The 24413-nt window shown below is 51.9% G+C and carries 19 protein-coding genes; 12 read left to right on the top strand and 7 right to left on the bottom strand.

Features of this window, described 5'->3' with window-relative positions; genetic code table 11:
* Positions 1–59: 59 nt before the first annotated feature.
* Positions 60–2450, bottom strand: a complete 2391-nt coding sequence (locus ACG1BZ_RS14540) for a bifunctional serine/threonine-protein kinase/formylglycine-generating enzyme family protein (protein WP_413662442.1) — start codon at positions 2448–2450, stop codon at positions 60–62.
* A 17-nt stretch (positions 2451–2467) separates the two neighbouring features.
* Positions 2468–3385, bottom strand: a complete 918-nt coding sequence (locus tag ACG1BZ_RS14535; RefSeq protein WP_413662441.1) for a PP2C family protein-serine/threonine phosphatase — start codon at positions 3383–3385, stop codon at positions 2468–2470.
* A 319-nt stretch (positions 3386–3704) separates the two neighbouring features.
* Here ACG1BZ_RS14535 and ACG1BZ_RS14530 point away from each other — a divergent pair, with 319 nt between their 5' ends.
* Both ACG1BZ_RS14530 and ACG1BZ_RS14525 read left to right on the top strand, forming a co-directional pair.
* Positions 3705–4565, top strand: a complete 861-nt coding sequence (locus tag ACG1BZ_RS14530; protein ID WP_413662440.1) for an FHA domain-containing protein — start codon at positions 3705–3707, stop codon at positions 4563–4565.
* The gene (locus ACG1BZ_RS14525) at positions 4562–4816 is read left to right on the top strand and encodes a glutaredoxin family protein (protein WP_413662439.1); all 255 of its coding nucleotides are present in this window, start codon (positions 4562–4564) and stop codon (positions 4814–4816) included. Before ACG1BZ_RS14530 ends, ACG1BZ_RS14525 begins: the two co-directional genes overlap by 4 nt.
* 1 nt (position 4817) lies before the next feature.
* Here the strand turns inward: ACG1BZ_RS14525 and ACG1BZ_RS14520 are convergent, their stop codons facing one another.
* Entirely contained in the window at positions 4818–6824 is a 2007-nt protein-coding gene (locus tag ACG1BZ_RS14520; RefSeq protein ID WP_413662438.1) for a transglycosylase SLT domain-containing protein, read from the bottom strand.
* Between the two features lie 156 nt (positions 6825–6980).
* On the opposite strand from ACG1BZ_RS14520, the gene ACG1BZ_RS14515 reads away from it, so the two are divergent.
* Positions 6981–8846, top strand: a complete 1866-nt coding sequence (locus ACG1BZ_RS14515; protein ID WP_413662437.1) for an ATP-binding cassette domain-containing protein — start codon at positions 6981–6983, stop codon at positions 8844–8846.
* Between the two features lie 53 nt (positions 8847–8899).
* Here the strand turns inward: ACG1BZ_RS14515 and ACG1BZ_RS14510 are convergent, their stop codons facing one another.
* The gene (locus ACG1BZ_RS14510) at positions 8900–9343 is read right to left on the bottom strand and encodes a universal stress protein (protein ID WP_282932316.1); all 444 of its coding nucleotides are present in this window, start codon (positions 9341–9343) and stop codon (positions 8900–8902) included.
* A gap of 145 nt (positions 9344–9488) precedes the next feature.
* Here ACG1BZ_RS14510 and ACG1BZ_RS14505 point away from each other — a divergent pair, with 145 nt between their 5' ends.
* The 4 genes from ACG1BZ_RS14505 to ACG1BZ_RS14490 all read left to right on the top strand — a co-directional run bounded on the left by ACG1BZ_RS14505 (position 9489) and on the right by ACG1BZ_RS14490 (position 14021).
* Complete coding sequence (locus tag ACG1BZ_RS14505; RefSeq protein WP_413662436.1) at positions 9489–10019, top strand: hypothetical protein; 531 nt, start codon at positions 9489–9491, stop codon at positions 10017–10019.
* 207 nt (positions 10020–10226) lie between these two features.
* Positions 10227–12914, top strand: a complete 2688-nt coding sequence (gene topA / locus ACG1BZ_RS14500; protein ID WP_413662435.1) for a type I DNA topoisomerase — start codon at positions 10227–10229, stop codon at positions 12912–12914.
* 3 nt (positions 12915–12917) lie between these two features.
* Positions 12918–13409: a DUF6586 family protein gene (locus tag ACG1BZ_RS14495; protein ID WP_282932319.1), complete on the top strand. Its 492-nt coding sequence runs from the start codon at positions 12918–12920 to the stop codon at positions 13407–13409.
* Between the two features lie 354 nt (positions 13410–13763).
* Positions 13764–14021 carry a hypothetical protein gene (locus ACG1BZ_RS14490; protein WP_282932320.1) on the top strand — a complete coding sequence of 86 codons (258 nt, stop codon included), beginning with the start codon at positions 13764–13766 and terminating at the stop codon, positions 14019–14021.
* A 63-nt stretch (positions 14022–14084) separates the two neighbouring features.
* Here the strand turns inward: ACG1BZ_RS14490 and lexA are convergent, their stop codons facing one another.
* Positions 14085–14690: a transcriptional repressor LexA gene (lexA, locus tag ACG1BZ_RS14485; protein ID WP_413662434.1), complete on the bottom strand. Its 606-nt coding sequence runs from the start codon at positions 14688–14690 to the stop codon at positions 14085–14087.
* 160 nt (positions 14691–14850) lie between these two features.
* Here lexA and ACG1BZ_RS14480 point away from each other — a divergent pair, with 160 nt between their 5' ends.
* From ACG1BZ_RS14480 to ACG1BZ_RS14460, 5 genes are all read left to right on the top strand, one after another.
* Complete coding sequence (locus ACG1BZ_RS14480) at positions 14851–15489, top strand: TIGR00730 family Rossman fold protein (protein WP_282932322.1); 639 nt, start codon at positions 14851–14853, stop codon at positions 15487–15489.
* Between the two features lie 284 nt (positions 15490–15773).
* Complete coding sequence (locus ACG1BZ_RS14475; protein WP_282932323.1) at positions 15774–16403, top strand: TetR/AcrR family transcriptional regulator; 630 nt, start codon at positions 15774–15776, stop codon at positions 16401–16403.
* Positions 16404–16436: 33 nt separating this feature from the next.
* The gene (gene nagZ / locus ACG1BZ_RS14470; RefSeq protein ID WP_413662433.1) at positions 16437–17453 is read left to right on the top strand and encodes a beta-N-acetylhexosaminidase; all 1017 of its coding nucleotides are present in this window, start codon (positions 16437–16439) and stop codon (positions 17451–17453) included.
* Positions 17454–17534: 81 nt separating this feature from the next.
* Positions 17535–18641, top strand: a complete 1107-nt coding sequence (locus ACG1BZ_RS14465) for a mechanosensitive ion channel family protein (protein ID WP_413662432.1) — start codon at positions 17535–17537, stop codon at positions 18639–18641.
* Positions 18642–18940: 299 nt separating this feature from the next.
* Positions 18941–19156 (top strand): cold-shock protein, encoded by a 216-nt coding sequence (locus tag ACG1BZ_RS14460; protein WP_020413094.1) that lies wholly within the window; start codon positions 18941–18943, stop codon positions 19154–19156.
* 514 nt (positions 19157–19670) lie between these two features.
* On the opposite strand, the gene ACG1BZ_RS14455 is transcribed toward ACG1BZ_RS14460, so the two are convergent.
* Together ACG1BZ_RS14455 and mfd are read right to left on the bottom strand one after the other, a co-directional pair.
* Positions 19671–20666, bottom strand: a complete 996-nt coding sequence (locus tag ACG1BZ_RS14455) for a CsiV family protein (RefSeq protein ID WP_413662431.1) — start codon at positions 20664–20666, stop codon at positions 19671–19673.
* A 123-nt stretch (positions 20667–20789) separates the two neighbouring features.
* Positions 20790–24269, bottom strand: coding sequence for a transcription-repair coupling factor (gene mfd, locus ACG1BZ_RS14450; RefSeq protein ID WP_413662430.1), 3480 nt, complete (start codon positions 24267–24269; stop codon positions 20790–20792).
* Between the last annotated feature and the right edge of the window lie 144 nt (positions 24270–24413).

The raw sequence follows: 24413 nt of genomic DNA, 5'->3' as shown, positions 1-24413 counted from the left end.
AAAAGATAGCGAAAGTTGACGGTACAACCACAGAAACCCGATTCGCTGTGAGCTCGGATCTATTCATTCAGATCCATTACAACCCGTATCCCCACATCCTTTGAGCGCGCGGTTTCATTGAGGCCTTTTCGGTAGTCAGAAGAAATCTTACTAGAGGTATCACGCATTGAGCCGCCCCTTACAGAATGAAGTTGGCAGCCGTTAATCTTTATAGGCGCTGAAGTAGTTTTTGTTGGGTTGTATCCAGCTTGGTAGCAGTCTTCCACCCACTCAGCCACGTTCCCTGCAGTGTCAAAAAGGCCAAAAGGATTCGCCTGGTAATGCCCTACGGGAGCTGTACTGATACTGAACAGCTTTGTAAATTCGCTAGAGCAACCCCTGCGGCAATTCGCTTTTCCCCGGACGTCGCTGGAAGCCCACCAGTATTGGTGGGAACTACCTCCCCGGGCTGCGTACTCCCACTCGGCTTCACTGGCCAGCCGATACTGCTTACCAGACTCCTTTGACAGCCACTTCACATACCTTTGTGCGTCCCGCCAGGTCACATTAATTACCGGTCTATCGCCGCGCCCCCAGCCTGCATCGCTGGGTTTAGCACTGCCGGTGGCCTCGGCGAAACGATCGTATTCGGCAAAGGTGACCTCATAGATGGATATAGCAAAGTCCTGCTCTACATTTACCCTGTGCGCAGGGCTGGCCAATCGCCGCTGGTTATTGCCCATGGTAAAGCTGCCTGCTCCCACTGCGACCATTTTCGGGCCCAAGCCACCAGAGGATAATTCAGATTGAAATCGCTTGCCGATAAAGTAGGCAGGTTCCAGCTCGATCGCCACTTCGAGGTTTTGTTCTTCCAGCAAGACCCACTGGCGAACTTTACTGAAGCCCCGTTTACTCACTTCCACATCATATTTGCCTGGGCTCAATTCAAGCCCCGGCTGGTAGCGGGGGGCTATGTTCATTATCCGCACACGGGCATCAGACGGCTTTGTGTTAATCGTTAGGCTGTACAGCTTGGGTTGGTTCTCTGCTCTTGGCTCTGCAGGCTCAGGCGTGAGAACTTTTGGGGGCTCAATATTACTCCTGGCAATCAGTGCCTGATTACCACTGAGGGGTAGTTGTGCATCTGCATTGAGCGAGGAAGGTAGATTTAGCTGGGTAACTTGTACCTGTGAGTCTAGGGCATCTGCTGCTGATTCAGTTGGCGCAGACTCTGTATTTGAATTTGGAGCAATATTGGCAGGCTGCTCCGCGGTACCTAGTAGGGTGGCAGCTGTAAAATCGGCAGCGCCGTCCAATATAGGTAGTCCAAGTTGCCAGCCGGCCTTGTGATCAACGATGCTATACAGGCCCCAGGTTGAGGTAAGGCCAACAGCGATAAAGCTGCTCATAAGCCAGGAGCGCTTGTGTTTTGTTGGCTCAGCGAGGAACTGCCGCAGGCGTACAACAGTATCCTGCTCCTTACGCTCTGGCTTCTCGGGCGTTTCCTTCCGTTTCCAACTGGAAGCAACTCTCCCGAGTTGGTCTGCCACACTGCCGTAAATGGTCAGTACAAGTGCTTTTGCCAAGCTGGAAGTTTTTAAAGTTGAATTGTTGAGCTGGCTGATTTGGTTGGCCGGCTTTCCGGCGAGGGCTGCAACCAAATCATCTGCGGCATCGGCGATATCCAGGCCGCGTTGAAATCGCTTATCCGGATCTTTGGCCAGGAAGTGATCAAGTAGAGGCTGATAAAGTGCGTATCGGGCTGGCAATCGCGGTATTGGGTCGGTGAGGTGCTTTATTGCAATGGCGACGGCTTCGTCTGCCTGATAGGGCACGGCTCCTGTGAGCATTTCATAGAAAACAACTCCCAGGCTATACAGGTCGGCACGACCGTCAACCGCTGCTCCGCGAGCTTGTTCCGGGCTCATATAGTGAGGGGTTCCCACAACCATCCCGCTGTTAGTCATACGGGTGGTTCTCGCGATAGCCCGGGCAACCCCAAAATCACTGAGTACGGCCGATCCGTCTTCGCGAAACAGGATATTCTCCGGTTTCAGGTCTCGGTGTACATAGCCCTTGCTGTGGGAGTGGTCTAGGGCCATGGCTATCTGGCGCACAACATTAAGCGCCTCAAGAGGCTCAAGCCCACCTTTGCTTAAACGCTCTGCGACCGAGCCCCCAGGCATGTAGTCCATGGCGATATAGTTCAGGCTGCGGTAGCGGCCAATATCGTGAATACCGACGATATTTGGGTGTGACAGCTGCCCAACGATATTTGCTTCCCGCTGGAACCGCTCACTGAATATTGGATCAGCGTTCAATACTGGCGACATAACTTTTAGTGCCACCTGCCGGCCCACACTGCGCTGTATAGCCAGGTAGACTGAGGACATTCCCCCCTGATTGATCTTCTTGAGGATGCGGTAGCCCGGTATCTGCAGTGAAGAGGTGCCGCTATTGACGACTTCCATGAAGTGCTTTCCCTATCTTAAAGCAGAGTTGAAAGTCCGTAGGCAACTGCGGTGGCTAAGGCGACTGTGAAGAGGAGAATGAAGGGGCGATACTTTCTGAGTGTGGAGCCGGGCAGGGTGGGCTCGCTAATTGGGTTGAGGGATGCGGTAGAAGAAGGTTGCGCTGTGGATGGGGCATCTATGACCTGAACAGTGACGTTATCTTTGCCTCCTGCATCCAATGCTGCAGCGATTAGAAGTTCTGTTGCTCTGTGTGTATCACTGTTTTCTGTCAATATCTGGCTGATTGAATTTGCTGGTACTTCCGAACTAAGTCCATCGCTGCAGATGAGTAGTCTCTGTCCTGCTGCCCAGCGATAGGAGACTCGGTCCACTTCGAGTTTGGGGTTGGTACTACCGCCGATACATCGGGTAATTACATGCCGGTTGGGGTGAATTGCGGCTTCTTCGGAGTTGATAGCGCCTGAATCCATCAACATCTGTACGTAGGAGTGGTCGCTGGTTAGTTGGGTGAGCTTCCCTGTTGTGCCTTCGGGAGCCCAGAGGTAAGCGCGGCTGTCTCCAACCCAGTAGATATGAAAGTAGTCACCCTCTTCAGCAACAACGACCGCAGTAGAGCCCATATTGGCTGTGGTTTGTTCATCGCCCAGTAAAAGGGCGTGCGCTTTTTGCAAGGCACGCTCGTAGTGCTTGTCAGTTTCCGCTGACTTTTGGATTTCTTCAACAACAGTTTTGCTCGCGAGTTCACCAGCGTGGTGACCGCCAAGGCCATCGGCTACAACCCAGATACCTTTGTCTTCCGCAGCCCAATAGGCATCTTCGTTCTGTTCACGCTTATAGCCGGTATGGGTTGCGCCGGCACTGCGTGTAGCGTCTTTGCTTTGCTGAACTATCCCGCTGTGCCGTGATACTTCGCGTACTTTGGCTTCACTCACTGGCGTGCAACTACCTGTAATTTATTTAATCTTTCTAACGGTGATAACCCTCCGGTAATCACACGCCTCTTCCCTGTTGTGCTCTCGGCTTATTCAAGTTGCCGATCACTTTGTAGGTCATCGCTGAATCTGTTAAATACTAGACCTTTGGGCCATTTTAAGCTGCAAACCGAATCACACGCTAATGATATCGCCCATGATAAACTCAACTTTATCAATAAAAGTGAGTGTTTCGGCTGCTTTTTAACATTAGTTAAGCTCACTGTCTTCAATAATTGGCCAATTTCACACGGCCATTTTGGCTTTAGGAGCGATTTCGATGCTCAAACTTTGTGATGTCAATGATCTCAGCCAGAGCGTATGGCTGGTATCGCCGGGAGTAACTGTGGGGCGGGCGCAGAGTAGTGACTTGTGTATTGCCGATGATTCCGTAGCGAAGTCGCACCTTAAAATTGCGGTTAATGGCGATGTTCTGACTTTGCACAATTTGTCGGGCGCGGCCCGTGTCTTGCTTAATGGTCAGCCAACTGGTACGCCGTGCCAGTTAAAAATAAACGATCAGGTCAAAGTGGGCAGCCGTTTACTCCAGGTAATCGACCCTAAGGTAACTAAGCTTAAGTCTGGCCCCCCTAAGGCTGCTTCGAATCAGGGCGTTGCCTGGGCGCTAAGAGCCAATCACCGGGCTATTGCAGGAAAGGTGTTCCCTGTGAAAGAGAGTGCGGTAATTGGGCGCTCCGATGAGTGTGACATAACTTTTTCGCTTTCTCATCTTTCGCGTAGGCACGCTCGTCTCGAAGTAAGGGAGGGCTTACTGTTCGTTATTGACTTAGGTTCGGCAAATGGGACTTTTGTCAATAATAGAAAGGTTAGTGAGAGTCGGGTGCGCAGGGGAGATGAGCTCCGGCTCGACACTTTAAGTTTTTCAATTGTCGGCCCAGCTGACGATAACAACCGCACGGCTGTACGCCCGGCTTTGCCGGAGTTCGAATTGCCCAGTTCTACCTCTGTCTCTGGAGAAGCCGATACAGTCCCCTACGCAGTGCAACCCAGTTTGTCCGAGGAGGTACCTGAGGAAGTCGATAAGCCAAAGGCTAAAAGTAAAACGTGGCTTTTAATAGTGGGGCTTGCGCTAAGTGTTGCGGGATATCTCTGGGGCAGCAGCCAGGGGGTTTTTGGATGAGCGATATAAAAGAGCTTTTGCTCTACACCACTTTGGGTTGCGGCCTGTGCGAAAAAGCCAAAATTGAAATTTGGCCTGCCCTGGAAAAATTCAACTTGCGTCTTCGCGAGGTGGATATCGCCGAGGATGAAGCGTTAATGGAGCGCTTTTCTATCCGCATTCCGGTGGTTGGCCTTGGAGACCCCGACGATGTTTGCGGTTGGCCGTTTGACCAGGTCCAATTGCAAGATTGGCTGAAGGAGAGGCTTTAAATTACAGCCGGCTCGCAGCTTCACTCTCCCTTAATAGTTGCAGCTTGGTGCCGCTTCGGTAGGCGTAAATTACAGAATAGGCGAGTACATTTTGCACATAATTACGCGTTTCCCGGAATGGAATGGTTTCAATCCACACATCATAGGGCAGCTGTTTTCGGGTCTCTTTTAGCCATCCCGCTACGCGGGTTGGCCCGGCATTATAGGCGGCGGCTGCCAGAAAGCGGTTATTGTCAAAGCGGTTAAGTAAGCTACTTAAGTAAAAGCTGCCCAGCGCAATGTTAGTATTGGGGCTCAAAAGGTCCCAGCTGCGTCGATAGCGCACCCCCGCTCTGCGTGCAGTAGCTTTTGCCGTGGATGGGAGCAATTGCATAAGTCCCAGGGCCCCGGAGCTGGATTTTGCATCGTGGCTAAAGTGGCTCTCTTGTCGTGCCACAGCGTAAATCAGATATGGCTCTAGTGCCGAGCTCTGGGCACCAACCTGTTTGCTCACATCGTGAACAATATCGGAAAAAGCGAGTGGGAATCGCAGCTCCAAGTCGTCGAGGTAGTCAGCCGCAAGCACTGACTGGATTGATTTATGGTACCAACCCCAGGCGCTAGCTACTTTGCCAGCCGCAAGTAATTCCTGGTGGTCCATAGCTCTTGTGGCATAGCTCCATTCCCTTCGGGCATGGAAGAGTTCGCCTATCGCTTGTAATTCTCGGGCCCTCAGCAGTTCGGGGCGCTTTGCCATCTCCTGCACTTGAATGGGGGTGATTGGTGCCGGCCGGTGCTCAAAGCTGTACTGTTGCCCCAAGGTATCAGCGGCAAGGAAACCGTAGTAACTGCGATTGCGGGCGGCTTTGCGGTAAAGGTGGGAGGAAGCTTCGGAACTTTCTGTGCCATAAAGTTCTTCCAGTGAGCGGGCTTTCCAATATATCCACCGGTCGAGTTGTTGTTTCTCCTCTGGCAGGCGGTCAATCCAGAACGCGACCTGTTGCCAATTTAATTCACGTAGGGATTGTCTGGCTAGCCACTCGATGGTACGGCCATCGGTCACTGTGTGATGTTCAACCAGCTGTTGCAAGCGCTGCATATTATCCTGGCGAGCAAATTGACGCGCCAAGTGCTTGAACATGGCTTCTTGTTGGGCATCGGAAAACAAGTAGCTGGCCTGATAGCGGTGCCACGCAGTTTCAGCTTTGATCGCGTCTTTTTTCGCCAATTGGTGCAATCCGTGCAACACGATATCGCGATATTCCAGTGGGTTGTAGGCGAACTTGGTGTCAGTGAGAAGCTTCTGTGGGTTGCGATGGACCGAGCGTAAAAGTTTGGCTTTCTCTGCTTGTGCTGGCGTCATTTTTTTGGCGATATAACGTGCCAAATCGAGATTGCCTTCTTCGACTGCCAGCAGGTGCCGCTTCCAAGCGAGTTCCTGCGTCAAGCCGCCGTTTTTCATCCAGCGGGCAAAAACGGGGTCGCACTCCTCGACTTGGGACCGCCCAACAAGCCAGAGTTCTGATATCAACTGCTGTGTTTCTGCCTGATAGCCGTCTCGGCGCGATAGGGCATCGGCGTAATAGCAGTGGAGGGAGGTGCGACTGTGTTGCGAAGGTTGGTAATAGCGCAGGTAAGTCGAGAACTTTTTTTGACTACCGAGTTGGCGCAACAACCTGACCATCATCCAGTCGCCAATAGCCGTGCCTCTGTTGCTCTCCAGGAATTGATCAACTTCTTTTAAGGGCAGTTGGTGCAGTTTTTCACTGAGCGCCCAATAGTCAATATAAGCAGCGAGGGGATAATCTTTGAGCTCAGCTTTAAGTGCTCGAAGTTGCCGTCGATCCTTGTATTTTATCGCCTGCCGGGCCTGGCGCAGCTTTTCTCTCTGCGCCGCACGATTATCTTCGGATACTTCCGGTGCGATAGCGGTTGACTGAACAGATTGTGCATTAGTGGGCACGGCTGTGCAGAGACAGGTGATGATTAGGGCAGAAAGAAGCGCGATTCCTTTTGCGTCAGCTGACATCTCAATTACCTCAGTTGGACGTGTGTTTCCAGCTATGACTGACTATACGGTAAAAACGCGTAAAATAGCTGATTTTTCACAGAACCCGAAAGAGCCGACTTCGCTTCTTTCATCAGCGGGATTGAGGTTCGGGTTTGATAATTGTAGTGCCTATTTATGTTGCTTCTATTGGATGGGGTCAGTCTTCGTTACGGGACCCAGGTACTGGCAGACAATGTCAGCGCAAAAGTTGAGCGTGGAGATCGTATATGCCTTGTGGGGCGTAATGGGGAGGGGAAATCCAGCCTGTTGCGCTTGATAGCGGGGCAAGTTGACGCGGATAGCGGCGAGATTGTTCGTGCCAGCGGTATGGTTCAAGCGGTTTTGGAGCAGGAGTTACCTGCCGATTGCCCCGATTCTGTCTACGGATATGTGGCTATGGGTTTGGGCGAAATAGGCGCTGTTTTGTCGGCGTACAGGGACTCCCCCACAGCAGAGCTACAAGCCAAAATCGAAGCGGCTCACGGTTGGGAGCTGCTGCCGAAAGTGGACAGTGTATTAGATCGTTTGGGGCTCGATGCAGACGAAAAGGTTGCCGACCTTTCCGGTGGCTGGCAGCGCCGTGCTGCTCTGGCTCGCGCTTTGGTGGTGGAGCCTGATCTGCTGATACTGGATGAGCCAACCAACCACCTGGATATTGCTGCAGTCGAATGGCTTGAGAATTTCCTCGCCAGCTATCGTGGCGCTCTTTTGTTTGTGAGCCATGATCGTGCATTGGCACAACGTTTGGCCACCAGCGTATGGGATTTGGATCGTGGACACCTGCGGACATTTCGCTGCAAGTTCGACCGTTACCAGGAAGAAAAAGAGAAGCTTCTTGAAGAAGAGGCAAAAAATGAAGCTCTTTTCGACAAGAAGTTGGCACAGGAAGAGGCCTGGATTCGCCAGGGCATCAAGGCTCGCCGAACCCGTAATGAGGGACGGGTAAGAGCGCTTCAAGCACTGCGTCGCCAAAGGGAAGCGCGCCGGTCCCAGCAGGGTATAGCCAAGATGGCACTGGATAGCGGTGAGATGTCCGGCAAATTGGTTGCTGAGTTGAAGGGCGTCACTTTTGCGTATCCCGATGAGCAACCGTTGATTAGGGATTTATCATTCACGCTGATGCGCGGAGACCGCGTTGGCCTAATAGGCCCCAATGGTGTCGGCAAAAGTACCCTGATCAAATTGCTGCTGGGAGAGCTAAAGTCCCAGGGGGGGAGTGTGCGCCTGGGTACCAAGCAGCAAGTGGCCTATTTCGATCAGCGCCGGGATCAGCTGAATCCCGATTTGACTGTGCTCGATAATGTTGCCGAAGGGCGCGACTCAGTGACTATTGGTGGTAAAAGCCGCCATGTAATGTCTTATTTGGCCGATTTTCTTTTTAGTGGTGTTAAAGCCCGTACTAAAGTCAGCGCCTTGAGTGGTGGAGAGCGAAATCGCGCCTTGCTGGCAAAATTGTTTAGCCAGCCCGCCAATATTTTGGTGCTCGACGAGCCCACCAATGACCTGGATGTAGAAACCCTGGAGCTGCTTGAACAGTTACTCCTGGACTTTGGCGGAACGGTTCTGCTGGTGAGCCATGACCGTGCTTTCCTGGATAATGTGGTGGGCTCATGCCTCGCATTTGAGGGGGATGGCCGCATCCGTGAATACGTGGGTGGTTATGGAGATTTTGTGCGCCAAGGTGGCAGCTTTGTCGCTGAGCTGAAAGAAGTTAAGCCAGCTGCTAGTAAACCAAAGGAAAAGCCCCAGTCCCAGGAGGCGGCTCCGGCGAAGAAAAAGAAACTGAGCTATAAGCTTCAAAGAGAGCTGGATAGCCTGCCCGCCTTGATTGAGTCTTTGGAAGAAGAGATAGGGGGTATTGAGCAAGAGGTTGCCGACCCCAGTTTTTATCAGCAGGAGCAGGCGTTGGTGCAGGCTAAGCTGAACACCCTGACGGAAAGACAAGCCCAGCTCGAAGAGGCATTTGAACGCTGGTCAGAGCTGGAGGGGGGAGACGACTAAGTTGAAGGGGAAGCTGCAATTATTGCTGCTTCCCCCTCCCCAATTTTGAAGGATTATTCGTCTTCCATATGTACCCGAATCGCCAGAACATCGCATTTGGCGCCATGGAGAACGCCGTTGGCGGTAGAGCCGAGTAGTAGTGCTAAGCCGTGACGACCGTGGCTGCCAATAATGATTAAGTCAGCTTCGATATCTTTGGCTAAGCGATGAATCTCAGTAGATGGCTGGCCGAGTATTACGTGCTGGCGATCTGCGGGGATATCCAGCCGATCGGCGGCTTTTTGCAATTGCTCCTTGGCCTGGGATTGTAGTTGGTCCTGTACCTCGGAGAGGTCCATTGGGATGTCGCCGCCATAGGCAAAAGTCAGGGGCTCAATGGCGTGAAGTAAGCTTAACTCCGCACCAAATGCTTCAGCCATATCAGCGGCCCTATCAAGCACCTGGGAAGATTCTTTTGACAGGTCCAAGCCCACGAGGATGTGTCGGTATTTCGCCATAATTTACCTGCTCCTATCCCTTTTATTGACTGTGAAAAACACCCTTGTGACACCTATTTTGAGTCTACCGCAAAAAAAACCGATTGACATAGATCACGCGGAACACCGCACAATAGTCACTTTTTTCCACTGATGAGGAGTGGTTATGTCTGATTGGTTGCCGGTGATTATCGTCGGATTTGCCATCGCTTTGGTGCTGGGGCCGGTGATGTGGCTAAAGCCCAATGCCCGTGACAGCCGTCTTGCAGATTTGCGTAGCCGGGCGGCCCAGGCTGGCATTACCGTGCAAATCCAAGCGTTGCCTGCGGCTTTGGGTGATGGGACTGCGGCTGTCTATTATCACCGCTGGCAGAACCGCAAAGGCCTGAGTGTGGGGTGGGTTTTGGATAAGCAACGGATTGAGCACGAACTCAATTTTTCCGGTGTTTGGGATTGGGCTGATGGCCAGCCAGCTCCGCAAGGGGCATGGAAATATTTGCGCGAGCTACTGGGAAAAATCCCTCGGGATGCCTGTGCGATTACTGCAACACCAGTGGGTCTCGGTATTCAGTGGCCGGAGTCAGGAGGCAATCAAGCCTTCCAGAAACTGATGGCGTCGCTTGATGAGTACACCCCCTTAATAGAAGAAGCTATTCGAAAAGTGAGTTCGCGCGCGGCGACTGAGGGGCTGTCCTGATTGCCGTATTAGCGGTGTAAAAGAGCGTCTACTGAGTCGCATTTAGGCGGACTGCCCAGTGCCAAATTTGGTGACTGTGAGTGGAAAATTGTCAGCTTTGCTTGACCGCGCTTGAAGTGAGGCTTATATATTCGCGCAGCACAAGCCCGATAAGAGGGCTTGAAAGACTTGCAATAGCAGTAAATTTTCATTTGAAATCAAAGGCTTATGGGTAAATCACTGGTCATCGTCGAATCACCGGCCAAAGCGAAAACCATCAATAAATATCTCGGCAAGGACTTTGTTGTGAAGTCCAGTGTCGGCCATATTCGCGATTTGCCCACAGGTGGGGGCAATAAACAGCCGGTTGACGCAAAGGAGCGCGCCCGTCGTGCAGCGGAAACACGCAAGCTTTCCCCCGAGGCGAAAGAGGCTTACAAGCGGAAGAAAAACCGCGATCAGCTGATTAAGCGTATGGGGATAGACCCGGATCACGAGTGGCAAGCCCACTACGAGATACTGCCGGGTAAAGAGAAAGTGGTGAGTGAGTTACAAAAACTCGCCGAAGGCGCCGATCATATCTATCTCGCAACGGACTTGGATCGCGAGGGAGAGGCAATTGCCTGGCATTTGCGTGAAGCAATTGGTGGCGATAACGATCGCTACCGCCGAGTAGTGTTTAATGAAATTACCAAGTCTGCGATTCAGGAGGCCTTTAAAGATCCCGGCCGTCTGAATATTAATCGGGTAAACGCCCAGCAAGCGCGCCGTTTCCTCGATCGAATCGTTGGCTATATGGTGTCCCCTCTACTGTGGGAAAAAGTGGCCAGAGGCTTGTCTGCGGGGCGTGTGCAATCTGTTGCGGTCCGTCTCGTAGTTGAGCGGGAGCGGGAGATTCGCGCGTTTATTCCGGAAGAGTACTGGACCCTGTTTGCCGATACGGCGACGGCAAAGGCTTCCAAGCTGCGCCTCGAGGTGAAAAAGCAGGCTGGTGAGGCTTTCCGTCCTACCAACGAAGAGCTGGCAATGAGTGCTGCCAAGCAGCTTCAGTCCAGTGAGTTTGTTGTTTCCGCCCGTGACGATAAGCCAACCAGCTCCAAGCCCAGCGCACCATTTATTACTTCCACTTTGCAGCAGGCGGCCAGTAACCGCCTCGGCTTCAGTGTGAAGAAGACCATGACCCTGGCCCAGCGCTTGTATGAAGCCGGTCATATCACCTACATGCGTACAGATTCCACCAACCTCAGTAAAGAAGCTGTGGAATCTGCACGGGATTATATTGCCGAGAATTACGGCGATAAGTATCTTCCAGAAAGCTCCAATAGCTACAGCAGTAAAGAGGGCGCTCAAGAGGCGCACGAAGCGATTCGCCCGTCCGATGTTCGTATCGCCCCAAATATGTTGTCCGGGGTTGAGCGGGATGCGGAGAGGTTATACAACCTGATTTGGCAGCAGTTCGTGGCCTGTCAGATGACGCCCGCCCAATTTACTTCCTCTTCAATCGTGGTCAGCGCAGGTGACTTTGAATTGCGTGCGCGGGGTCGAGTAATTCGTTTCGATGGTTTCCTGAAAGTTGCGCCACCGAGCGGCAAAAAAGATGAAGATCTGGTGCTTCCAGATGTGAAGGTAGGCGAAAAGCTATCCCTGCAACAGCTGGATCCCAAACAGCACTTTACCAAGCCGCCTGCGCGGTTTAGTGAAGCGGCCCTGGTTAAGGAACTGGAGAAGCGCGGTATCGGACGCCCCTCCACCTATGCTTCCATTATTTCCACGATCCAGGATCGTGGTTATGTCCGCCTGGAAAACCGTCGTTTTTACGCTGAGAAAATGGGGGATATTGTTACCGACCGTCTCAGCGAAAGTTTCAAGAACCTGATGGACTACGGATTTACCGCAAACCTGGAGGAATCCCTGGATGCGGTTGCCGACGGCGATAAGGGTTGGAAGCAACTGCTCGATGAGTTTTATCAGGACTTTTCCGGGCGCCTGGAAAAAGCCCAGTCTGCCGATGCAGGTATGCGTCGCAATACGCCGACAGACACGGATATCGAGTGCACCAAATGTGGCCGCCATATGCAGATCCGCACTGGCTCCACCGGTGTATTCCTGGGGTGCTCTGGATATGCACTGCCGCCAAAAGAGCGTTGTACCAATACCATGAACCTGGTTTCTGGTGATGAGGCGGTCGATGCGGATAAGGACGAGGAAGCTGAATCCAGGTTGCTGCGGGAGAAGCGCCGCTGCGGCAAGTGCGGCACGGCTATGGATAGCTACCTGTTAGATGAGCAGCGTAAATTGCATATCTGTGGCAATAACCCGGATTGCAATGGCTACGAGATTGAGCAGGGCACTTTTAAAATTAAAGGCTATGACGGCCCCATTATTGAGTGCGATAAGTGTGGCAGTGATATGCAGTTGAAGTCTGGTCGCTTTGGCAAGTACTTCGGCTGTACCAATGAAGACTGTAAAAACACCCGCAAGCTGCTGAAAAATGGGCAGCCGGCGCCACCGAAAATGGATCCGGTTCCCATGCCGGAATTGGCCTGTATCAAAGTGGAGGATCACTATATCCTGCGCGATGGTGCCTCGGGTCTATTCCTGGCTGCCAGCCAGTTCCCGAAAAACCGTGAGACCCGTGCGCCCCTGGTTAAAGAGCTGCTGCCTCACCAGAGGGAGATCGATCCAAAGTACAGTTTCCTATTCTCTGCACCGACGCAAGATGATAGTGGGCGGGATACCGTAGTTCGATTTAGCCGCAAAACCCAGGAGCAATATGTTCAATCTGAGGAAGAGGGCAAAGCGACCGGTTGGCGTGCTTTTTATCGTGATGGTGGTTGGAAAGTAGAGGCCTCCACCAAGAGCACTGCCGCCAAGCGCAAGAAACCGGCAGCTAAAAAGACAGCGGCAAAGAAGTAGGTAATGAGTAACTCTTACACGATTCATGTCACTTCGGCTCTACGCAAGAGCCAGCTGTTGCTGCAACAGCCGTGGGATTTGCCTCTCCAGCGCGATGCGCTGGAAGAGGCAGCGTTGATGCAGTTGTGCAAGGCCTATCGGGCCTTTCTGGCAGAGCAGGCAGCCCAGCTTCAGTTGGGGTTCGAACCGGAGTCTCCGCAGTTGATAATTGATGCGCTGGGCGTTCAGGGTAGGGCTAGTGCAGAGGCCAATGAGCTGTCCGGCCTGGTCGGCGACCCGCAGAGTTGGTTATCCCATATGCTTTACGCCTGGGAAGAGCAGCAGAAAATATCTGTGGGTGCTGATGAAAAACAGCAACAGGTTAATTTAATCCCGCTACACAACGAAGTTGCCAAGCCCGAGTTTGCACCTTTGTCCAAAGAGTTGCTGCTTCAGTGGCATCGCTCGCTGAATGAATTGGTGGTGAGGCAGCGCGCTCACTTGGATGAGTGTTAACTAATACGCATATTCGACTTCGGTGAACTTCTGAATAGGTTCGTAATATTTCTGCGAATTTTGAAGGTTGTTGATATTAGGCGCACTTCTGCGGGAAACTCCGCTGTCCTTTGAGTGAGTCACAATAGAGTAGTTGTGGCCCACTCGACATAACCCGCAACCGGTGCAACGTGCAAAGCAATTCACTCTTCTCTTGTGATCTCTTGAGTGGTTTAGGTAATTCTTTGATATAGCGTACTGGCAATAGACTGCCTCGAAAGTCAGGAGCCAGAAGCCCTCAAATTGGATGAATGAAACTTATCGCAAGCCTGTGGTACACTGGGCGCAAACTGTTGTGCCGTGAAGGAAAAGCGAATGTCCTCCGAAACTTTTGAAATAATTGAGCTGGCTAATGGCGATGTAGCCTTGCGTCGTGCTGGCCACAAAGAGGACCCTTTGGTGAGCATTTCTTTTTCTGCGGAAAGCCTTCAGTTTTTGCGCAAGAACAAGGTTGCTGTGGCAAGGGCTATGTTGGAAGCGGGCATTGAAGCCGTACAAAATCTAGACGATCTTGAGGCTGGTTACTTCGAGGAAGAAGATGATTTAATGCCGGTAAATCATACTATCCACTAACGTCAGCGTTAGTTTGAGTTTTATCAACAGCGGCCAATGGCCGCTGTTGTCGTTTTTAGGGGTTTAAGGCGCTTGGCGAATGACCCCTACGGCTAATCCCTCAATCACAAAGTTCTTATCTCTCATATCGACTTGAATTAACTCAAAGTCATCATTTTCAGGTAGCAACTGAACGGTTGCCTGATTTCCCTTGCGGCGAAAGCGTTTCACAGTGACTTCGTCATCGATACGGGCAACGACGATTTGGCCATTGCGCACCTGCTCGGTCTTTTGCACTGCCAGCAAGTCTCCATCGAGAATGCCCGCATCTCGCATACTCATACCATGCACCCTCAACAAATAATCTGCGGGAGGATGGAAGAAGCTCGCGGGCAAGTCGCAATAATCTTCAATATGTTCGCTTGCGAGTATGGGATTCCCTGCAGCTACTCTACCCACAATCGGCAAGCCGGATTGGTGATCCGGAATTCGAATGCCTCGGGAAGCGCCGGCAACCATCTCAATGGCGCCTTTTCTGGCGAGCGCTTTCAGGTGTTCCTCGGCGGCATTGGGTGAGCGGAAGCCGAGCTCCTGGGCAATTTCTGCCCGCGTTGGCGGGTAGCCTGTTTCATCCAGGTAGGACTTGATCAGGTCGAGAACCTGGGACTGACGAGCGGTGAGATTGGTCATAGATTTACCTAGTTTTCTGTATTTATATACAGTTGCTGGAATTATATACAGATTTATTGTTCGCGCAATCCTCAGGTTTTAGTCTTTGTGAGCTGCTACATTGATGGAGAAAGCAAGGAGAGAAGAAAGCGTTGAAGGAACTGACAAAGAGGGAAAAATAATGTTGGATGCAAAAATGCCGGAAGCCTGGAGAGTGCTTCGTATTCAGTCTGAATTGGTAGATGGGATAGAGCGGCTGATAGCGTTAGGTGGTGCAGTGACAGTGTTTGGAGGGGCGAGATTTACAGAGGACAGTCCTGAATATCAGCAGGGGGTAAAGTTGGGAGAGTTGCTCGCGGCTGAAGGGATCCCCGTGATTACCGGTGGTGGGCCGGGGCTGATGGAGGCTTGTAACCGAGGGGCTTTCGGGCAGCCCGGCGCATCAATTGGGTTAAACATAGAGCTGCCTTTTGAACAGGCGGCAAATCCATATCAGGACATCAGTTTGAACTTCCGATACTTTTTTGTACGGAAATTTATGTTTGTAAAACACGCACTTGGATTCGTTGGACTTCCCGGTGGCTACGGCACGTTGGATGAGTTGTTTGAAGCTCTTACCTTGGTGCAAACGCAGAAAGTGCGGCGTTTCCCAATTGTGTTGGTAGGTAAGCGTTACTGGAGTGGGCTGTACGATTGGTTGGTAGATACAGTGTTAGAGCGCGATTGTATCGATGCCAGTGATCTAGACCTTTTTCATATCGTTGATAGTGTGGAGGAGGCTGCGGCCCTGATTATGAAATATATGCAGGTGAAAGAATAATTAATCGGGTGATCTTAAAATACCGAAAAAATTTTCAAAGTTATTTTTGTTAAAGCTACCCCCCGGACTAAAAGGCTATGCCGGCTGGTGGGGTGGCGTACTTGCACAAGTTGGCGGGAGATCAACTCCTGCAGTATTGATCTTACCGCCTGACATACATTTCCCTGTTATTTTTACTCTTGTACCTTGCTGAGTGGAGAGCTTAGCTGGCGGGCTCTAGATCAGTGAGAATATGCTACTCTGGCGTCGATTAAACGTATGTTTTAAATGGTGGTTTGATACTTATGAGCCAGATAGATACGGTCAGCCGGATACTCGATGCAGCGGAAGTGCTGTTTGCCGAACGGGGTTTTCCTGAAACCTCATTGAGAACAATTACCAGCACGGCCGGGGTTAATCTGGCGGCAGTTAACTACCATTTCGGCTCCAAGAAAGAATTGATACAGGCGGTATTTGAACGCTTTTTAACGCCTTTCACTAACGCTCTGGAAGAAGAGCTTGATCGCCGTATTGCCCTGGGGCAGCCCCTGGGGGTGGAGGAGCTGATCGAATGCCTGTATCGAGTTGGGTTGGGAAGCCTTGGGCTGGAGGGAAAGGATCCACAGCGATTTATGCGTCTTTTAGGATTGGCCTATACCCAGTTCCAGGGGCATTTGCGTCGATTTATCGTATCTCGATACGGGGATACTTACCGTCGTTTTGCAGGATTGCTGGCTGAAGCGTTACCGGGCTTGGACCCAGAAACTTTCTATTGGCGCCTCTACTTTATGCTGGGAGCGACCATTTTCACACTGTCGAGCCACGATGCGATTGAGGCTATCCTGCGGGAGGATTTCGGTTCTGACAGTACCCTGACCCAGACTCTTGAGCGATTGGTACCCGCTGCTTCGGCCATGTTGAAGGTAGATAATTAGTGGGCGCACTCTTAAATCGATAAGGAACTTAATATGTCTTTACCACCCGGACCGGTCATGGTGGATATCGAGGGGCTTGAACTCACCGAGGAAGACTGTGAGTTACTTCGGCATCCGATGGTGGGCGGGCTGATCTTTTTTGCGAGAAACTATCGGGATCGCAAGCAGCTTATCCAATTGGTTAACTCCATCCGTGCGGTGCGACCAGAGATCCTGCTAGCGGTAGATCAGGAGGGTGGTAGGGTTCAGCGGTTTCGCGATGACTTTACGCGAATACCCTCAATGCAGGCCCTCAGTGCTGTCGCCAGTAACGAGCAGTTGCAGGATGTGGGGTGGCTGCTGGCCGCAGAGTTGCTGGCTGTAGGAGTGGATTTTAGCTTTGCGCCGGTTTTGGATGCGGATGACAGTCACAGCAGGGTGATCGGCGATCGGAGTTTTTGCCCCGACCCCGCCCAGTTAACCGCACTGGCTCGCCCCTTTATCCAAGGGATGCGCGAAGCGGGAATGGCCACGACAGGCAAGCATTTTCCGGGGCATGGCCACGTGCTGGAAGACAGTCATGTGGAGTTGCCAGAGGATAAGCGCTCGTTGGATCAGGTCATGGCAACCGATGCACTTCCGTTTATCGATTGTATTGGAACCCAGGAACTTACCGCGGTGATGCCGGCCCATATCCGCTTCATCAACATTGATAGCCAGCCGGTGGGATTCTCCCGCTATTGGCTGCAGGATGTATTGCGGCGACAGCTGGGATTCAATGGAGTGATTTTTAGTGATGATCTGTCTATGGAAGGGGCGGGTGCGGCCGGAGGCTATGGCGATAGGATTCGCGCAGCCCTGGAAGCCGGTTGTGATATGGGTATCGTATGCAACAATCGTGTCGGCGCTTTTGAGGCGCTGGCGGCACTGGATACCTTTGTGCCCAAACCGGAGTCCACTCATCGGTTGTCGGCTATGGGTGGCAGGCCGGTGATCGGCTCCTGGGAGGAGCTTGAGAAGAGTGCGCGGTGGCACAGAACCAGGGAGTGGTTAGCTTCCATAATGCGCTGAAATAAGTTGTTGAGATCCGTCGTCTATTGAGAAGGCGTTGTACGGATATTACTGATTGTTGGTTAAAGCGGAGGGGTTCGAGTGGAGTCCGTTGAGAGCGTGCTGTTGTCCTGGCTTGGTGAGAACCGGGTCTGGATAGTTTCTGTTTTCCTCATAGTACTTGCGTCTGGGGTGTTGGCCTGGTTATTTGGCCGGTTTGTGCAGCGCATGGCCATTAAGGCGGAAAAGACGGTTAACCCCTGGGATGATGCCTTGGTTGGGGCGCTCTCCCCTCCCGGGCAGGTATTGGTATGGCTGTTGGGCTTGACTGTCGCTGCCCAGCGAGCGGGGGACGCCACTGGTGCCGAGATATTCTCCCTGGCTGCACCGACGCGGGAAATAGGCTTGATCCTGGTGATGGCTTGGTTTGCCTGGCGATTCTCACACAGCGTGGAACATAACCTGTGCGATCCGCGCTATATGGGCAAGCCGATGGATGCCACTACGGTACGTGCGATCGGCAAACTGGTCAGGGCCTCAATCGTGATCACGGCGGGAATTGTGGTCATGCAGTTCCTGGGTTACAGCGTCAGCGGTGTTTTGGCATTTGGTGGTATTGGCGGACTGGCTGTCGGTTTTGCGGCCAAGGACCTGCTGGCAAACTTTTTCGGTGGCCTGATGATCTATCTGGATCGGCCCTTTGCGGTGGGCGACTGGATTCGCTCCCCCGATAAGGAGATTGAGGGGACCGTGGAAGATATCGGTTGGCGCCTGACCAGAATCCGCACTTTTGATATGCGACCCGTCTATGTTCCCAATGGTATCTTCACCCAGATTGCGGTAGAAAATCCTTCCCGTATGTTAAATCGTAGGATTTTTGAAACGATTGGTATTCGTTATGAAGATGCCCACCATATGGCGGCCATCGTGGCGGATGTTAAAAATATGTTACAGGAACATCCGGAAATTGATTCTAATCGTACGCTTATTGTTAATTTTAATAGTTTTGCTTCCTCCTCTTTGGATTTCTTTATATATACGTTTACCCGCACTACCGATTGGGTTCGTTATCATGAAGTAAAACAGGATGTTCTATTAACGATTCTTAAAATAATTGAGGGATATGGGGCATCCTGTGCATTCCCAACCTCAACATTACATATTGCCGATATACCTTCATTAACGCGAGAGGCCGCGTTAGACAGTTGAGGAATGGGAGTGCAATAAGGTACAAATGATTAGTTTCTAATTGAGCACTATTGAAGATTTTGACGGTTAATTACGCATATTGGGAAAAACGTAGTATTTATTTCACATAGAAAACTAGACACTGGCGCTGTTTTATCTAAGAATCAGGGTACGTCCTTTGAGTATATGCTCATCGGATTAAGCAAGATAGCATTCTGCATGGAGCAGTTTGTTAACAATGGGGTGGCGTTTGCCCCTCTTGCCGAATTGAGCAGTGAGGTAAAAGAGGTAGGCGCAATAACAATAATGAGGTTTTCTCAATGAGTGATCGCGTTACAGGTACAGTGAAGTGGTTTAATAACGCACGGGGTTATGGCTTCATCACCTGTGGAGAAGGAACTGAAGATATTTTCGTTCACTATCGCAGCATTCGCGGCGAGGGCTACAAAACCCTTAATGAGGGGCAGGCGGTAGAGTTCGAAATGCAACAAGGTGACAAAGGACTGCTGGCGGAAGATGTTGTTCCCTGTGAGTGATTTATAGATCACTCGTTGAAAGAACTGTTGTCGTGTAGGGTCCTGCGGCTCGATTGACGCCGGCCCTGTCAGCGCCTCTGAAAAGCGGATCTTTATGATCCGCTTTTTTGTTTGCTACTTTGCAGTGGATATAGGCTTTTCTTCTTTAAGTTGCATTTGTGTCCCTCTTTGTAGATTTGGTCATATCCCACCCCACCTAAAGTCCCCAATGTAATTGTGTGTATATGAGTGAGTTTATTGTGCTCAATACCGCTGTGCTAATTATTATTTTAATACTTCCGGAATATTGGCCCACTGATTGCAATTTTATGTTGTTGTGGGGTGGCGGTATTTGCTTGTTTGCTGGCAGTATTTTGATTAAAGATAAATTGATTAAATATCGGCTGGGTGGGGTGTGCTTGCAGTGATGGTGAAATTAATTCGTTTGAGGTGAAGAGTTTTAAAGGTATATTTAAAATAATCGCCCCTGCAAGATTTGCAGGGGCGATTGGCGAAAGTCGATTATTTAAATAAATTAACTTTCTGTGCGGTTATCTTTTTCTTGGTCGGAATTAAGTATATTCATATTCTGCGAGTCTTCTTTGGGTTTGGCTACAGTGCGCACTTCAATAAGAATGCCAAATGCAGGGTGGTCGATATAATGAAGTTGTCCGCTACGCAAACGTCTCTCGTGTTGCAGTCTTGCAGCATGGGCTACATATAATGGCTCTTCTTTTATAAATTCCGGCTCGCCCAGTGTGAGTGGCTCAGTTGTGTTAATTGCGCCCTGACTATTTTCGATATCAAACCCGTTATTTTGTGAATATGAATTTTCAATATCACTGTAATTGCCGGTTAGGATTTGTAGTGGCTTTTCGATTTTATTTTGTGGGCGCTGAGGAAGAAGAATGCTGTGTTCCCCGGGTTGCGTATAAAAATCGCTGAGCCACAAATTAGTACTGATATGTAAATAGCGAGCGACACTCAGGGTGATAGATCCCTCAAGCTGGCTGTGGCCGCTGAGCTGGCTGCCGCCATCAATCAGAATGGCCGGGGAGTTTCTCTTGGTTTTTAAAACCTGGCGCCAGGCCTTGTGAAACAGGACCCTGTCACCAGCCCTGGAAATTGCGGCGGCTTTGTTGTCCAGCAGCCTGGGTACTGGTCTTAGCAGCAAGTTTCTTGGTGCTTGCTCAGAGTTCTGCAAACTAGTAGATGCGTCGCCCTCAAGTTCCGATGATTCAATATCGGCTGGGCCGCTCGTATCTGGGCTCGAGATGATGTCTTCAAGCGATAACACCTCATCCTCTGTTGGCTGAGTTGGGGTGCGCAGGGTGTCAAAGTCGATCCACTTTGATGGATACTGAAGACGGGGTGCCGTCGGCCAGGTCTCTGCGGTTCTTTCCATCCCCTGGGGGCGCTCGAATACGATCATTTCTATTTCGAAAGTATTGCCAGCGTAGTTGACGGCCTGGGCACTGGTTGCTGCCAGCGTGAGCGCCAGGGTTGAGCAGAGGCTAATTATCCTTTTCATGGGTTTACCACTTAAACAATTCTATTTGGGTGCAGAGGGTGTCATTGCCGACAGGCCGTTTAAGCGGGAGTAGGAGACTCATTAGTTTTGCCGCCAGCTCCCGCTGCTGCCTGCCGGATGGTATCACTGTGCAAGCTTTTCCAGAACTTCGTTAATTTCCTGGAGCTTGCGATCAGTACCCTCCTCATCGAGACTGAAATTCAGTTGGTTTGCGCCGGCCAGCTGGTAGCGTCCCGGCTGGGTTTGCACCATCTTAACCAAAGTGAGCGGATCTACACGGGTATTCTCCGCAAATTCGATACGCCCTCTTGCCGCAGAGGCCTCAAGTTTGCGGATGCCCATATTCTCGGCCTTTAACTTGATCTCCGTGGTGCGGAACAAGTGTTTTACCGATTCCGGCAGTAGCCCGAAACGGTCGATCATCTCTACCTGAAGTTCTTTCAGTTGCTGCCCGTCAGTGGCATTGGCAATGCGTTTGTACATGATCAGTCGGCCGTGGACATCGGGCAGGTAGTCCTCGGGAATCAGCGCAGCAACCCGCAGATTGACGTCCACCGCAGGGGATTCGAGGGGTTCGTCAATATTCGGTGTGCGGCCCTCGCGAATGGCCTTCACTGCCTTGTCGAGCATCTCCATATACAAGTTGAAACCGACACTCTGAATCTGCCCGCTTTGTTCCTCACCTAGCAGTTCGCCTGCACCGCGAATTTCCAGGTCGTGGGTAGCCAGGGTAAAGCCTGCACCTAAATCCTGGGCCTCGCTAATCGCTTCCAGGCGCTTCACGGCGTCATTGGTCATGGAGCGTTTGTTGGGAGTCAGTAGGTAGGCGTAGGCCTGGTGGTGCGAGCGTCCCACGCGACCGCGCAACTGGTGAAGCTGGGCCAGGCCGAACTTGTCTGCGCGCTCGATCAGTATCGTGTTGGCTGTGGGGACGTCGATACCGGTTTCGATAATGGTGGTACAGACCAGGACATTAAAGCGCTTGTGATAGAAGTCACTCATTACCTGTTCCAGCTCCCGTTCGCGCATCTGGCCGTGGCCTATGCCGATACGGGCCTCGGGAATCATCTCCTGTAGCTCCCGCGCGATTCGCTCAATGCTTTTGACTTCGTTGTGCAGGAAATACACCTGACCGCCGCGCAATATCTCCCGCAGGATAGCCTCTTTTACCAGGGCATCATCGCGCTCGCGCACGAAGGTTTTCACGGAGAGACGTCGTGCTGGTGGGGTGGCGATCACCGATAGATCGCGAATACCGGCCATGGCCATATTCAGGGTGCGGGGAATAGGGGTGGCGGTAAGGTTGAGGATATCCACCTCGGAGCGCAGGCTCTTCAGACGCTCCTTCTGCCGGACGCCAAAGCGGTGCTCTTCGTCGATAATCAGCAGGCCGAGATTTTTAAAGTCCAGATCGCTTTGCAACAGCTTGTGGGTGCCAACCAGGATGTCCACCTTGCCACTGGCAACCTTCTCTTTCACGCTGTCCACTTCCTTGCCGGACCGGAAGCGGGAGATCACCTCGATATTGATCGGCCAATCGGCAAAGCGATCCTGGAAGGATTGATAGTGTTGCTGGGCCAACAGGGTGGTGGGAACCAGCATGGCCACTTGCATACCTGCGTGGGCCGAGACAAATGCAGCTCGCATGGCCACTTCTGTCTTGCCGAATCCCACGTCACCGCAAACCAGTCGGTCCATCGGCTTATCTGAGAGCATATCCCCCAGAACTGCCTCGATGGCTTGTTGTTGATCTGGAGTTTCCTCGAAGGGGAAACCTGCGGAAAATTCTCGGTAGGCCAATTGAGGGTTATCGAAGGCATGGCCAATACGGGCTTCGCGGCGGGCGTAGATATCCAGCAGCTCTGCAGCTGCATCGCGGACTTTCTCGGCGGCTTTGCGTTTGGCTTTTTGCCACTGTTCACTGCCCATTCTGTGCAGTGGGGCCAGGGCTTCATCGGCACCGGAGTAGCGGCTGATCAAGTGCAGGCTGGCTACCGGTACGTAGAGCTTGGCATCGTCGGCATATTCAAGGGTCAGGAATTCTGCCGGTTGCCCGTCGATCTCCAGGTGCTGTAGGCCGCGATAACGACCTACGCCGTGATCAATGTGAACGACGGGAGTGCCCATGCGCAGTTCAGCCAGGTTTTTAACCGCGTTGTCCGCTTCATCTTTGGCTTTTTTACGGCGGCGTTGCTGCAGTACCCGCTCACCAAATAACTGCGGTTCCGCGATCAAGTTGATTTGCGGGTCCTTAAGCAGCAGCCCTTGATCGATGGGGGCTACGGTAATGCCGATAGTGTCCTTTGCTGCGAGGAAGTCCTGCCAACTTTGGAAGCTGGGAGGGCTGAGCCGTATGCCCTTTAATAGCTCCAGCAGCGCTTCGCGACGCCCGCTACTTTCAGCACAAAATAGCACCCGACCGGAGTATTCCATCAGGTAGCTTTCCAGTGCAGCCAGGGGTTGTTCGGACTTGCCATCTACTGGCAGTGAGGGGGGGACGGAAGTGTCAAAACTACAGTTGCCCTGGGCTTCCGGAAGACTCTCCGCAGAGAAGATTGCCCGGGGCATGGACTTCAGGGCACCGTTAAGCTCATCAATTTCCAGTAAAATCTGGCGCGGTGGCAATATGGGACGGGTCAGGTCGCCACGACGACTTTCATAGCGATTGCTGACTTCGCGCCAGAAATTGTCCAGCGGCTGTTGGATATCTCCCTGTAAAAATGCCTGGCTGCCCTCGGGCAGATAGTCGAACAGGCTTGAGCAGTTCCCATCGAAGAACAGGGGCAGGTAGTACTCAATGCCCGCCGGGGCAATTCCTGCACTGATATCCTGGTAAATTGGCACTTGGCTGGGGTCGCTATCGAATTCACCGTGCCAATTTTGCAGGAATCCTGATAGGGCAGCCTTGTGCAAAGGGAATTCCCGCGCAGGTAAAAGGTGAATGGTTTTCACCTTGTCGATGGTGCGTTGGGTTTCCGGGTCAAAGGTGCGCAGGGATTCAATTTCATCGTCGAACAGATCGATGCGGTAGGGCAGGGGGCTGCCCATTGGAAAAATATCCATCAGTGAGCCGCGCACAGCGAATTCACCGTGTTCGTAGACGGTGTCTACGCAGTGGTAGCCGGCCTGCTCCAGCAGTCTCCGCTGGATATCGATATCAAACTGCTGCCCCTCCTCCAATATCAGCGCATTGCCGGCAATATAATTGCAGGGTGGTAGCCGGTGCATCAGGGTGCTAACTGGGATTATGACGATCCCGCCCCCCATTTTCGGCAGCTGGTAGAGGGTGGCGAGGCGATCCGAGATGATGTCCTGGTGGGGAGAGAATGTGTCGTAGGGGAGAATTTCCCAATCGGGAAAATGGAAAATTTCCAGCTCCCCGTTTTCCCCCTTATCTCGCCGCGCTTTGTTAAAAAATTTCAATTGCACCTCTAAACGGTGCGCTTCGAGACTGTCCTTTGTGATTAACAGGGTGGGCGCTTTGTTATTGCGTGCCGCGTTGAGGATGGCGAGCGCGGCAGCTGCGCCATGCAGTTGTCCCCAAAATTGTCGGTCACTGGAGGAGCGAAACTTCGGTGGGGTCAGGGGCTGTATTTCTGTCATCTTTCCTTATATATCCGCGCATTCATTCGAGATGTCTTCGAGGTCGGCTATTGTAGCCGCGAACAGTTTTACTTGCAGGGAATGTTAACCCTGCCTGTGTTTCCAGTCGGGAACAACTACGCTTTTTTATGGATTGCGCAATGT

It is taken from the genome of Microbulbifer sp. CNSA002, assembly GCF_047324085.1.
Taxonomy (GTDB): Bacteria; Pseudomonadota; Gammaproteobacteria; order Pseudomonadales; family Cellvibrionaceae; genus Microbulbifer.
This window is presented reverse-complemented; position numbering and strand designations above follow the sequence as displayed.